Genomic DNA, 13,324 nt, shown 5'->3' on the forward strand with positions numbered 1-13,324 from the left:
CTGTTTAATATGCGTTTATAAAAAGATATCATATTTATTTTAAACGGAGAGAGATATAAATATGCCAGTTACCGGCCTGGCTACTGTTTTACTAGCAACAGCCATTCTTTTAGTTATCGTCAGTGCCGTTCAGCCTTTGGCTAAACGGATTGAATTATCCGAAACAGTTTTGTTGGCGATTGTGGGGATTATCCTTGGGGGGGCTGCTGATCTTGTATTACATAGCTCTCATATTTTTATTTTTGATACCGCGGCCGAAGTGCTGTTGGATTTTCCGATAAATAGTGAGGGGTTCCTTTTAATATTTTTGCCGATCTTGGTTTTTCAGGCAGGACTTGCAATCGACGTGCGCAGGCTTGCTCATGAAATGGGAACGGTTTTGTTATTGGCGATTGTGGCGGTGGTGTTATCTACTGCGATGATTGGGCTGGCTTTATATCCGTTTTCGGGTATGCCTTTGATTGTTTGCTTATTGGTAGGATCCATCGTTGCAACAACAGATCCATCCGCAGTGGCAGGCATTTTTCGTGAAATTGGTGCTGCGACACGTTTAACACGCCTTGTTGAAGGGGAATCTTTGTTAAACGATGCTGCTGCAATCTCTATCTTTTCGACGTTAATTGCAGCAATTATTGCTCATAAAGAAGTGCATTTTATGAGCTCTGCTGCTAGTATTTTAATCTCTTTTGTGGGCGCAGTCATCGTTGGTTTTGTTTTTGCACGTCTTGCTTTGTGGATGATTGTGGCATTAGGTTCTACGTCTGGTCGTGCGGGTGAGATTACATTAACAGTTGCTTTGCCTTATATCTCTTATATTGTTTGTGATGATATTATTGGATTTTCAGGTGTAGTTGCTGCAGCTGCAGCAGGTTTGACTTTATCAGCCTATGGCCCTTCAACGTTTCGTCCTCAGACTTGGCGATTTTTGAATGAAATTTGGCAACAAATAGTCTTTTGGGCTGGGTCTTTGTTGTTTGTTTTAGCCTCAATGCTCGTTCCTCGTTTATTGATTGGAATGACCAAGTGGGATTGTGTGCTGATTTTAATTGCTACGATTGCAGGGTTAATTGCTCGCGCTATTGTAATCTTTGGCATGCTGCCTATTTTGGCTGCTACTAAGATTTCACCTCCCGTTCCAACACCGTTTAAAGCAACGATGGTTTGGGGAGGGCTGCGTGGTGCTATTACTTTGGCGTTGGCGTTGGCCGTTACTGAAAATGAGTTGGTTTCCACACCGATTTCTCATTTTGTTGGAATTATTGCCACGGGATTTGTGTTAATCACTTTGTTGGTTAATGGTACGACCTTACGGGCTGTTGTTGTTTATTTTCGTTTGAACGAATTAACGCCTATAGATCAAGCCGTTCGTCATCAAATTATTAGTATTGGTTTGGGCAGAGTCCGTGATAAAACCAGGCGTACTGCGAACGAGTTTGGTTTTAATAATCAAACAACGGGATATGTTATTGAGGAGCTCGACAGGCGTATAGAGGAAGAACAAGAGGCTAATACTTTTGATACGGCAATTGGAAATCGTCAACGAATTACCCTAGCGTTGATAACGATTGCTGCGCAAGAACGTTCTATTTTGCTTGACTTATTCCGCATGCAGGGATTGCCTAGACGGGTTATGGAGACTTTGTTACGCTCAGCAGAAGCAGCCATTGATGGTGCTTGGCAAGATGGTCGTTATGGGTATGTAAAGGCAATGCATAAACGCTTGCATCCGCCTTTACGCTTTCGTATCGCACAAAATATTCATCGCACATTACACATAGATCGTCCATTAATGTATTGCATGATGGAACGTTTTGAGATTTTGTTGGTTTCAAGATTTGTATCTATTTCTTTGACACGCTTTGTTAAGCGTCGGATAGAACCCACTCTTGGGACGCGCGTTGCTGAAATTATTTCTGAGGTTTTAGATCGTCAAAATCGCATGTTAGATGATGCTCTAGAAACAATGCGTATGCATTATCAAGGTTACATAGAAGCTTTAGAGGCTCGTTTTTTAAAGATGGTTTCTCTTAGATTTGAAACTGAGGAATATGATGGGTTATTGACTGAATCTTTGATTAGTGAAGAGTTGCATCAAGAGCTAGATAAAGGGATTGAAAAGCGTTACTCAAGATATAATCGTCGTTTAAAATTTAATTTAAAAAGCGGGATTGAGCAACGAGTGCAAGAGTTGCCTTGTTTACGTGGCATTCCACAAGCGGTGTTGTATGATTTAAGTCTGTCAATGTCGATTTATTTCGTTTTTCCTGGGCAAAAAATTTACTCTCGTGGAGAACGAATTAAAAATGTTTTCTTTATTAGTAATGGTTTGTTCGAAACACATATAGAAGATAAAGCATTTACGTATGGTGCAGGAGATGTTTTAGGGGCGAATGAATTAATAGCAAGAAAACATAGAACAGCCTCAATTTATCGTTCCTTGCGATTTGGTTATTTATTAACTATGCCTATTGATGTGTTCAAGCGCTTAGTATCTGAGTATCCTGTTGTTCGTCATAATTTAGTGCAAATTGACTTTGCACGTAATCGCCCAGAGGCTGAATACGATTCAAAAGACACAATGCCTTTGTTAGAATATATGCCTCCAGCAATTGAAGGTAAGTCAGTTTCCTCTCTTAAAGCTCAAAGAGAAAATGATAATCAGGAAAATACTGTTGAACAGGAAGAAAACTTATCATCAGGAACAAAAGAAGATCAATCTCATGTTGTCGAGCCACGAAACTCTGAAGAAAAAAACGGTGAAGATCCTTTTCAATAGATTAAGTTATGAAAAGTTAATTAATCATAAGGGAAAGAATATTTTCCTTTATGATTAAGGTAGCCACTGGAACTCTAAAACAGACATAGTATATTATGATTACATTAAATATTAATAATAAAATGGTTAATTTGGATGTTTCCGAAGATATGCCACTGCTCTGGGTTTTGCGCGATATTATAGGACTGACAGGAGCTAAATATGGTTGTGGAACAGGAGAATGTGCTGCCTGCACGGTGCATTTAGATGGTAAGCCTGTGCGGTCTTGTATCCTGCCCGTAGGTAATATTGGTGAGAAATCAATTATTACCATTGAAGGATTGGGGAACGACCCAATTGCACAAAAAATACTTGATGGTTGGGTTGAAAAACAGCCTACACAATGCGGATATTGTCAACCAGGTCAAATTATGGCCGCTATCGCTTTACTTCATGAGAATGAAAAACCCAGTAAAGAAGAAATCAATATTGCTCTTTCTGGACATATTTGTCGTTGTGGGATGTATCAGCGGATAAGAAGTGCTATTAAAGTTGCGATTGGAAGCACAGAAGATGAGTGACATATCAAGACGTGCTTTTTTAACGAGGGCTGGAGCTTTGGCACTTGGATTTTCTTTTCCTTTATTCTCAGGGAAAGCTCAGGATAGCCAATCATCATTAAAGTTTAAAAATTCTACTGACGATGATAACCGTAAGTCTTCTCTTGAATATCATAATGCTTATATTGAAATTACACCCAGTAATGAAGTTGTTTTCCGTATTCCTGATATTGAATTAGGGCAAGGGATTTATACAGCAGCAGCAATGTTATTGGCCGAAGAGCTGGAAGTTGAGCTATCTGCTGTAAAAGTACGGCCTGCCTTACCTAGTCCAGAATATATTTTAAAGGGTGAATTGACAGAAATTACTTGGGGATCTGGGTCAACTCAAAAAGATTGGTTACCTCTTCAACAGGCTGCGGCAACTTTACGAATAATGCTGATTGAATCGGCAGCACAGTTTTGGAGAATAAATCCAGATCAATGTTATACACAAAAAGGGCAAATATACGGGCCAGACAATCGACAATCACCGTATTCACAATTTTTAGTACCAGCAGATAAATTATCTATACCCAAAGACATTATTTTAAAGAAAAAAGAAGCTTATAGTCTAATAGGTAAGTCTCAACCAAGGGTAGATACGCCTTCAAAAATTAATGGTAAAGCGATATTTGCTGCGGATATTAGCTTACCAGCAATAAAGACAGGTTATATGATTGCTTGTCCGGTTGTTGGGGGCAAATTAGTTCGTATTCATGATCAACAAGCAAGGCAGGTTCAAGGTGTTGTTGATATATTGAGCCTTGAAGATATGGTTTGCATTATTGCAGAGCATTTTTGGGCTGCTTCTAAGGCTGCAAAGTTGTTAAAAATTGAATGGGATTTTGGCCCTAATGGAACGACTTCAACCGATAGTATTTATAAACAACTTATTCAAGCAAGTGATCAAAAAGGAATTGTCGGATATAGTAATAGTTCTGTAAAAATCGAAACGGCTTTGGCTGCAACCAGTCACGTTTACAAAATGACTTATAGGCAACCCATGTTGGCACATGCTGCATTAGAAGCTTTGAGTTGTACTATAGAGATTAATGATAATCATTGTGAAATATGGTCTTGTTCACAAACGCCTTTAAGAACTCAGGAACGAATTGCAGAGCTCCTAAAAAGAGATAAAAAAGATATTATTTTTCATAATGTCTATGTAGGGGGCAGTTTTGGCCGTCGCTTGGATGATGATTATATTCTTCAAGCTGTTAAATTTGCACAAAAAATTTCATATCCTTTGAAATGTGTTTGGTCTCGAGAGGAAGATTTTCTGCAAGATCATGTGCGTCCTCCATATTTAGATCAGATTGAAGTTGGGGTTGGTGCTGATGGGTTATTAACGACAGTTAAACATAACCTTGTTGGGCCTTCGATTATGGCAAGGTGGGATAAATCACAATTAACCAAAGAGGGAATGGATCCCGATTTATTTTTGGGGATTAATACAATTCCTTATGAAATACCACATTATCAGCTGAATTATACTAGATGTGATATTGATGCGATTATTCCTGGTTGGTGGCAAGGTAATGGTGCAACGCGAAATGTTTTTGTGATAGAATCTATCATTAACAAATGCGCGGTTAAAGCCAAGAAAGACGTGATTGAATATCGTAAGCAATTAAAAGTAGATGCAAGAGCAACAGCAGTAATGGATCTGGTTGCTCAACATGCACAATGGGATCAACCACTTTCAAAAGATATAGGTAGAGGCTTTGCACTAGCACATGTTTTTAATAGCTATATTGCAATGGTGGTCGAAGCTGAGGTTACTGCAATGTCAGTTGTACGTTTACACCGTGTGATTGTGGCTGTTGATTGTGGATTGGCAGTTAATCCAGATCAAATTGCAGCTCAAATTGAAAGTAGTGCAATAATAGGGCTAGGTTCAGCCCTTTATAATGAGGTTCAACTTGAACAAGGGAAAATAGTACAGCGTAACTTTAATCAATATCGTATATTACATATGAATGAAGCACCACAAATAGAAGTGCATATTATAAAAAGTGATGAGGCACCTTCGGGCGTAGGAGAGCTGGGTACAATTGTTGCTGCTCCTGCATTAGCACATGCTTTAGGATCAATTTTGAACAAACAATTATATAGTTTGCCCTTGAATAAATATTTGCTTTAAATTTAAGATAAATTGATCTTAATATTTTAGTTAAAACCAGAGATTGAAATGTTTAAAAATCATAATAAGTCAATAGGTTATCTGGTCGGTGTTGGTTGTGGATTTATTGGAATAGGCCTTGGAAGTCTATTAGCATTATACGGTGTCGTGTTAGGACATCTATATTTAAAAGATGGGACTAATTTTGTTAATAACTGGCAGTCTTTAGGCCTAGATGTAGGAATTATAAGCGCAATAATAGGTATTATTTCATCAATATATGGAATAATAATTAACAGATTTAAATATTAATAATTATGGTTTGATAAGGTTTAGAATAGGTTTATGATTAATTTTTCTTGTTATTTAATTCAAAAAGCGTTTGTAAAAGGAATAATTCTTGTTGTTGTTTTATTGCCTTTTGAACAGGTTTTGGCACAAGAAGATCAAATTGTTCTAAAGCAAGCTCAGATTGCTAAAGGAGAATATTTATTCCGTGCTTCGGGCTGTCAAACTTGCCATACCGCTGAGGAGGATAAATTTTTAGCTGGAGGCAAGGCATTTCGGATTAAAAATCAAGGCATTGTTTATTCTTCCAATATTACATCTGATAAAGAAACAGGTATTGGTAATTATACGGATGAAGAATTTATTCGTGCTTTACAAGATGGTGTTGGGCATAAAGATAAGCATTTATACCCTGTGATGCCTTATTCTGCTTATAGCTTAATGAGCACAGACGAAATCTTAGCAATCAAAGCTTATTTAGATCAACAACCTGCTATTAAGAATAAAGTTCATCAGGAAGATATGGTTTTTCCATATAATATGAGATGGGCAATTCGTGCATGGAACTGGAAGAATGACACAGAGGGGCATTTTCAGAGCAATCCTGACAAATCTGCACAATGGAACCGAGGTAAATTTTTAGTAGAGGGCCCAGGGCATTGCGCATATTGTCATTCTCCCAAAGATTGGTCTAATGGCAGGGCTTCAACCAATGATTATTCTGGCTCAACTTATAATGGTTGGATTGCGTATAATATTTCCTCTGATGGGGATACGGGAATTGGTTCTTGGAGCGATAAAGATCTGCAACAATATTTATCCAAAGGTTATGTTGAGGGGCATGGGGCAGCCGTGGGTCCGATGGCAGAAATTATTAATACAAGTTTATCTCAACTAAGCCAAAAAGATATTCGTGCGATTGTGATTTATTTACGTTCCTTACCAGCCAAAGAAAAAGGAGAAGGCGCGGCTAATATTTCTCCAACTGATCTTGAAAATGCAGAGCCCAGTCGCAGTCATGGCAGTCATTTATTCGCAGCCCTGTGCGCTTCTTGTCACCAACAAAATGGTCAAGGGCGACAAGGTGAGTATGAAAGTCTGTGGGGTTCTAAAACGGTAACGTTGACCAAAGGGACTAACTTAATTCGGGTTATTTTAGAAGGTTCAGAGCTAAAAGATTCCAAATTAGGAATATTTCCTATGCCAGGTTTTAAAGATGGATATAGTGATCAAGATATTGCTGATATCGCAAATTATGTGATCGCGCATTTCGGAAATAGGAATGGACATGTAACCGCAAAACAAGTAAAGCAAGAACGGGCGCAATTAAAATTGCAGTAATCCTTTTATTTATATCAAAAAGAGATATGATCATGATTAAAAAAACACTTGTTATTACTGGTCTCATGGCTCAATTTGTTTTGGTTCCAGCAGCATTTTCCATGAGCTGCAACAATCCTATTAATGCTTATGATAGAACCTATTGTGCATCTTTAAAAATGACTCAATTGGATAAAGAAATTAATGAGCAATATGGGAAAACTATTAAAGTTTTAAAACCTGAACAAAAAAAAGAAGTTAAACAAGCACAAATCCAATGGATCAGAACTCGTGATAATGAATGTTCTAATGGTGGTACTGTAGCCGTAAATTGTGTAAATGATAAAATGACAGCACGCATTGAATTGTTAAAATCAATTGAAAGAGAATGTTCCAGCTCTGGTTGTGATAAAGCGTTATTATCAAAAGTTGAATAAGATTTAATTCCATATAATCAAATTTTATTTCAATATGATGGTGATATATCATAAAATCTTAATAATTTCTTAATGATATCTTCATTGTTATTTATTAACATTGTTCTCTAAACCTATTGGTATAATTTTTATTTATAACGATGGGTTTATCATGAACGTAAAGTTTTCTTTTCTATCCTCTTCTTGTATTGCCAGCCTATTATTTATTATTCCGTTATTATGCGTTACGGATATTGCGTTGGCACAAACAACGCAATTAAATACCCCTCAATTACAAGGGATGGATAATTTTCGTGATCTTGCTGGAATTGATACAGCCTATTCGACATCTCATAATGGCGTGATGAGACCTGGAGTTTTTTATCGTTCTAATGCAATAACACCTGTTGGTAATGACCTTAGTGTGATGGAAAAATTAAATATAGGCACTGTTATTGATCTGAGAACAGATGCGGAAATAGCAACAACACCAGATACACTTTCTCCAAATACTTCTTATTACCATGTTGATATTATAGGCAATCAAAATAGTGTTGTTACCCTAAATTATGGTAGTTTAAACAAAGATCAGATCAATAGTATGATGCAGCAAACAGAGCGCAACTTTGTAACCGATCCTTATGCCAGATCTGGTTTTGGTAATGAGTTAAAAATACTGGCAAATGCTGATTCCGCAGCATTATTTCATTGTACAGCTGGAAAAGATCGCACAGGTTGGACTGCGGCAGTATTACAGTCTCTTGCAGGTGTGGATAAACAAGATATTGAGTCTAATTATCTACAAACCAATAAATATACGGCTTCGCGTATTAATGCAACGGTGGCAAAATTACCAACGTCTATGCAAGAATCATATCGCACCATTATGTCTGTAGATCAATCATGGCTTGAAGCAGGATTGGATCAAGTTGCTCAAACTTATGGCACAATGGATAATTATCTGAAACAAGGATTGGGATTGGATCAAGCCACTATTTATGTATTGCGTGGAAAAATGGTGCGTTATTTAACCTTGCCTGGTCAAGAAAACTTTAAAGGAAATGCAGCCTCTGGTGCAAATCTATTAAACGCATTGCAAGGGACTGCTTTATCGGGGGCTTATACGAATTATAACTACTATCTTCAATCCGCAATCGATCAAGGGTCGTTGAATGGTTTGGAAATGCGTGTTGGTGGGCAGGTTTATGCTGATGCAGCAAGTTATTTATTGCGCCAGCCTTCTAAAATGAATGATATGCTGATGCCTTTGACAACAGGCAGAGAAATGAAAAAGGGTGAAACCGCATTTTGGATGCAGGGGTTAAGTAATTACCTTAGCACAGATGCAAGAAAAGGTTTCAATTCCAGTAATGAATATACAGGTGGCACTGTCTTTGGATTAACTCATCGTTTTAATCAAAAACTATCGGTTAACGGTGGGGTGGGTTATAATTATGGTAATGTTAACAGCAATGGTGGACGTGTGACTACTAATAGTGGTTTTGTGACATTGGGTGGAAACTATGCCTTTAGAGGGCTTGATAATTCTGGTGCATGGATAAGGGCACAGGCAAATATCGGCTATGTTAATTATCAAAGCGAACGCCAATTAGGGAATGGTTTTGGTACAACAAATGGTAATACCAGCGGTGCTTATTATAGTGGTCGTACTATGGCTGGATGGTTATTCAAAGCACAATCATTCACGATTGATCCTTCAGTTGGGATACAAGTGACCAGTTTACATTTAGGTCGTGTTCGAGAGAAAGGGAGTGAGCTGGCATTAAATATGTCTAAATACGATAAAATACAACCAAGTCTTGTTGCCAATATGGATATTAACTTTGATCCATTACACTCTGGACAATGGAGTTTTATGCCTGGGGTTACATTGGGGTATGAACGAATTTTAAATAATGCCAGTGTTAATCAATATGGCACTATTTATGGAGTAGGCGTTAGACAATATTCAGCATTCAACAGCCCTAATATTTATAAAGCAGGTGCCCGTTTAACCGCTAAAAGAGGGCAGTGGTCATTTAATATCAGTGCTGATTACTATGGTGCTGGGTTAAACAGTCATGGTGTTAATGGGATGTTAGGGACAACACTGAATTTTTAATGGAATCACATAATACTTAAATACCGTTATGTATGTTTTATGACGGTATTTAAGTATTTTATAAATCTTACTCTTTGATAGATTTGTTGTTTGTTAAATTAACACTGCTAATTGCAATAAAAATTACAATAACACCAGTAAATTGTAAAATACTAATCTGTTCATTAAGAATGAAATAAGCGAAAATAATCGCAGCAGGTAATTCCAGTGCTGATAAAACACCGCCAATTCCTGCTGTTATTTTTGGCATACCTTTTGCAAAAAGTAACAATGGTAAGATAATGGAAAAACAAGCGATAATCATTCCCCATTTTAAGGATAAAGGAATGATTGAAAGATTAATTGACCATCCCCAAAGAATACAAATGATAATAAAAGCGCCCAATGAAATATAATATGCTCTTCCAAAGGCAGATGCTTGAGGGGCTAAATTATTGGTAACCATAATTGTTATGGCATAACAAACACCTGACATGAAGCTTAAAAATAATCCTAATGGAGAAATAACAATTTCTGTGCCGATGAGATTGGTTGTTAATATTGTTCCTAATAAAACACCGATAATACAGAGGATTTGAATAGGTGAAGGGATAGTTTTTTTAAAGAAAAAATCTAAAACTGAAGTAATCCAAACCGATTGCATCAGCATCACGGCGGCAATGGCAACGGACACATATTCTAATGAAGTAAAATAAAAAGAGTTTGTTAGTGCCAAAGCTGTACCAGACAGAATAAGGTGTCTTTTTGCGCTGGGGTCTAATTGTGTTTCATTGGGGTTAATTTTCTTGCTGCTAAAGAAATAGAGTATGCCCAAAGCAAGGCAGCCAAAAAAGAATTGAAAAAAAAGAATATTAGCTTCAGTGATGCCGTCTTGTTTAGACAGTTTAATCAAAGAAGCTGGTAGCCCATAGCTGATCGTGCCGAGGAGGACTAAGATAATACCTTGTAGCTTTGCGGACATTATTTATATATCAATCTAACTTATTGAACTGAGAAAAATATTCTGAATGGTTTATGTTTTATAGTGAACAAAGGATTAGTAATCATATAGCAAAAAAACAATCTTATAATAATCCGTTAAGTTGTCATATAATTTAGCCATTTATCATTCCCAAAATTTCTTTGGCAGCGACACGGGAAGGCAGCTCATTATTCGGGCCAGAAAGTTGGTGCATAATTTCGGTAAAAGCATCTTGTTGAGCTTTGGCTTTTTGTGGATCTGTCAATAATCCCAGTAATGTTGCTGTTAAATGTGCGGGGTTGCAGTCTTCTTGTAATAACTCAGGCACAACTTCCTTGTTTGCTAATAAATTTAACATACAAACGTAAGGAACCTTGATCATACGTCTGGCAATCATCGCTGTGATAGGATTTACGCGATAAGTAACGATCATGGGCACTTTGGCCAAAGCGAGTTCCAACGTTGTTGTGCCAGATTTGGTCAAGGCAGCATTGGCGGCGGCATAAGCATTATATTTATCTTGTTGATCATGAATGATAATTGGTTTAATAGGCCAGTCCTGTACTGTATGCTCAACGTGTTCTTTGGCAAGGGGGGAGGTTGGAATAACAGCAACTACATCATGCAGTTGACGTTTTAATAAAACTAAAGTCTGTTTAAAGACTGGCATTAATTTAGGGAGTTCTGAACGACGACTGCCAGGCATTAATAATAAAACTGGAGCAGTTTCAGGAACTTGATGTTCTTTTCGAAATTGCTGGCCATTGCCATGATGCACATCGGTTTCTAAAATAGGATGCCCTACAAATGCACTGTCCAGCCCGTGTTTAGCAAAGAATGATTTTTCAAAAGGCAGTAAACAAAGTAATTTTTCCCATAATCCAGGGAATTTCTTTACTCGGCTTTCATGCCATGCCCATACTTGAGGGGCAACATAATGCACTCTGGGGATATGTAAATCTGCAATCTTTTTTAGCAGCCGCAAAGAAAAACCAGGGCTGTCAATTGTGACCACGACATCAGGCTGTTTCAGTTGAATATCTTGTGCCGCTTGGTTTAATCGATTGGATAACATATGGATCTTCGGCAGCACTTCAACCAAGCCCATTACGGCTAAGTCTTGCATAGGAAATAAAATTTCCATGCCTTGTTCCTGCATTTTTGTTCCACCAACACCATAAAATTTTAGGTCAGGATTGAAATGGCGCAAAGCTTTGATTAGTTTGGCACCCAATTCATCCCCACTGGTTTCACCAGCTAATAGCCAAATTTTATGTGTCGTTGCACTCATAATGTTGCTCTTATTGATAATTATTGATGGTAAAGTTGATTTGGATCCATTAATGGCTTGCTAACCTCAACAATTTCTCCATGACGATAAGCATGAAAGAAACAATTGCGTCTTCCTGTATGACAAGCTACTCCTTTTTGATCAACCAATAATAAAAGTGTATCTCCATCACAATCAAGGCGCATTTCAACCAGCATTTGAACTTGTCCAGAAGTTTCACCTTTGCGCCATAATTTTTGGCGGCTGCGAGAATAATAACAAACTTGTTGTTTTTCAAGGGTTTCTATAATCGATTCTTTATTCATCCAAGCCATCATTAATACTTCGCCTGTATCATGTTGCTGAGCAATTGCAGCAATTAACCCGTCTGAATTAAATTTCATCATGGATAAAAAAGAATTAATGGATGAATCTGTCATTCTGTATAGACCTTTAAAGCGAGATAAAATAATATTCTTTGTAGATATTATTTTGCCCAGTATAAGTATGATATGCAATCATCTACAATAAAAAATATTTTGTTTATTACTTCAACCCGATTGGGAGATGCCGTCATCTCTACTGGGATATTAAACTATTTAATACAAACTTATCCTAATGCTGACTTTACCATTGCTTGTGGCCCAGTCGCTGCGGGGGTGTTTGAGAGAATGCCTAGACGTAAAAAAACGATTATTATGGAAAAACAACGCTATGATATGCATTGGTTTAAATTATGGAAACAATGTTTTTTATGTCACTGGGACATGGTTGTAGACCTTAGGGGATCGGGTATCAGCTATGCTTTGTGGGCTAAAAACCGTAAGATTATCCGTGGTGGGCGTATCAAAGAAAGAAAAATAGAGTATTTGGCAAAATCTTTTAATTTACAGCCTGCACCGTTGCCCATGATGTGGACAGGAGAACAAGATATTGATCTTGCCAAACAGTATTTGTCTGATAATCATTATATTGCATTAGCACCAACAGCAAATTGGGCAGGTAAAGTTTGGAGTATTGACCGCTTTATAGTCTTGGCAAAAAAAATATTAGTAGAGTTTCCAAAAAGCCAATTTGCAGTTTTTTACGGGCCAGGTTTACAAGAATATGAAATGGCTAAACCGTTATTAAATGAGGGTTTGCCGATTATTAACGTGGGGGGTGATTTTACATTATCTCAGGTTGCATCAATGTTTTTGCGATGTAAAGCATTTGTTGGTAATGATTCAGGATTGATGCATTTAGCAGCTGCTTGTCAAATTCCTGTCTTAGGATTGTTTGGTCCAAGCCAAGTTTCAGAATATGCCCCAGCAGGGCTTAATTCACAGGCTGTTGTGGCTGAGGGTGAAGAAGGTAAAGCATCAATGGATAATTTATCTGTTGATAGGGTTTTTGAAGTATTGAAAAAAATGTTAGAACAACAAAATACAATTATTCATTAGTATATATAGATTTTGAATTGGATTGA

At 37.4% G+C, this 13,324-nt stretch carries 11 protein-coding genes; 8 read left to right on the forward strand and 3 right to left on the reverse strand.

Annotated elements, in window-relative coordinates; all coding sequences use genetic code 11:
- The first annotated feature begins 61 nt into the window (after positions 1–61).
- The 7 genes from COMX_RS02485 to COMX_RS02515 all read left to right on the forward strand — a co-directional run bounded on the left by COMX_RS02485 (position 62) and on the right by COMX_RS02515 (position 9,625).
- Positions 62–2,776, forward strand: a complete 2,715-nt coding sequence (locus COMX_RS02485; protein ID WP_051461803.1) for a cation:proton antiporter — start codon at positions 62–64, stop codon at positions 2,774–2,776.
- Positions 2,777–2,871: 95 nt separating this feature from the next.
- Positions 2,872–3,336, forward strand: coding sequence for a (2Fe-2S)-binding protein (locus COMX_RS02490; protein WP_034336624.1), 465 nt, complete (start codon positions 2,872–2,874; stop codon positions 3,334–3,336).
- Positions 3,329–5,500 carry a xanthine dehydrogenase family protein molybdopterin-binding subunit gene (locus COMX_RS02495; protein WP_034336627.1) on the forward strand — a complete coding sequence of 724 codons (2,172 nt, stop codon included), beginning with the start codon at positions 3,329–3,331 and terminating at the stop codon, positions 5,498–5,500. The genes COMX_RS02490 and COMX_RS02495 overlap by 8 nt, the downstream gene beginning before the upstream one ends.
- A gap of 48 nt (positions 5,501–5,548) precedes the next feature.
- Positions 5,549–5,791, forward strand: coding sequence for a hypothetical protein (locus COMX_RS02500; RefSeq protein ID WP_034336630.1), 243 nt, complete (start codon positions 5,549–5,551; stop codon positions 5,789–5,791).
- A gap of 33 nt (positions 5,792–5,824) precedes the next feature.
- Positions 5,825–7,108, forward strand: coding sequence for a c-type cytochrome (locus COMX_RS02505; RefSeq protein ID WP_051461804.1), 1,284 nt, complete (start codon positions 5,825–5,827; stop codon positions 7,106–7,108).
- 32 nt (positions 7,109–7,140) lie between these two features.
- Positions 7,141–7,524, forward strand: coding sequence for a lysozyme inhibitor LprI family protein (locus tag COMX_RS02510; RefSeq protein ID WP_034336634.1), 384 nt, complete (start codon positions 7,141–7,143; stop codon positions 7,522–7,524).
- A gap of 151 nt (positions 7,525–7,675) precedes the next feature.
- Positions 7,676–9,625 carry a tyrosine-protein phosphatase gene (locus COMX_RS02515; protein WP_051461805.1) on the forward strand — a complete coding sequence of 650 codons (1,950 nt, stop codon included), beginning with the start codon at positions 7,676–7,678 and terminating at the stop codon, positions 9,623–9,625.
- A gap of 67 nt (positions 9,626–9,692) precedes the next feature.
- On the opposite strand, the gene COMX_RS02520 is transcribed toward COMX_RS02515, so the two are convergent.
- The 3 genes from COMX_RS02520 to hisI all read right to left on the reverse strand — a co-directional run bounded on the left by COMX_RS02520 (position 9,693) and on the right by hisI (position 12,296).
- Complete coding sequence (locus tag COMX_RS02520; RefSeq protein ID WP_034336637.1) at positions 9,693–10,586, reverse strand: EamA family transporter; 894 nt, start codon at positions 10,584–10,586, stop codon at positions 9,693–9,695.
- A gap of 133 nt (positions 10,587–10,719) precedes the next feature.
- The gene (gene lpxB, locus COMX_RS02525; RefSeq protein WP_034336639.1) at positions 10,720–11,877 is read right to left on the reverse strand and encodes a lipid-A-disaccharide synthase; all 1,158 of its coding nucleotides are present in this window, start codon (positions 11,875–11,877) and stop codon (positions 10,720–10,722) included.
- A gap of 20 nt (positions 11,878–11,897) precedes the next feature.
- On the reverse strand, positions 11,898–12,296 hold the full coding sequence (hisI, locus tag COMX_RS02530; protein ID WP_034336641.1) for a phosphoribosyl-AMP cyclohydrolase: 399 nt from the start codon (positions 12,294–12,296) through the stop codon (positions 11,898–11,900).
- Between the two features lie 72 nt (positions 12,297–12,368).
- On the opposite strand from hisI, the gene COMX_RS02535 reads away from it, so the two are divergent.
- Complete coding sequence (locus COMX_RS02535; protein ID WP_034336644.1) at positions 12,369–13,298, forward strand: glycosyltransferase family 9 protein; 930 nt, start codon at positions 12,369–12,371, stop codon at positions 13,296–13,298.
- Positions 13,299–13,324 lie beyond the last annotated feature (26 nt).

It is taken from the genome of Commensalibacter papalotli (ex Servin-Garciduenas et al. 2014), from assembly GCF_000527695.1.
GTDB classification, from domain to species: domain Bacteria; phylum Pseudomonadota; class Alphaproteobacteria; order Acetobacterales; family Acetobacteraceae; genus Commensalibacter; species Commensalibacter papalotli.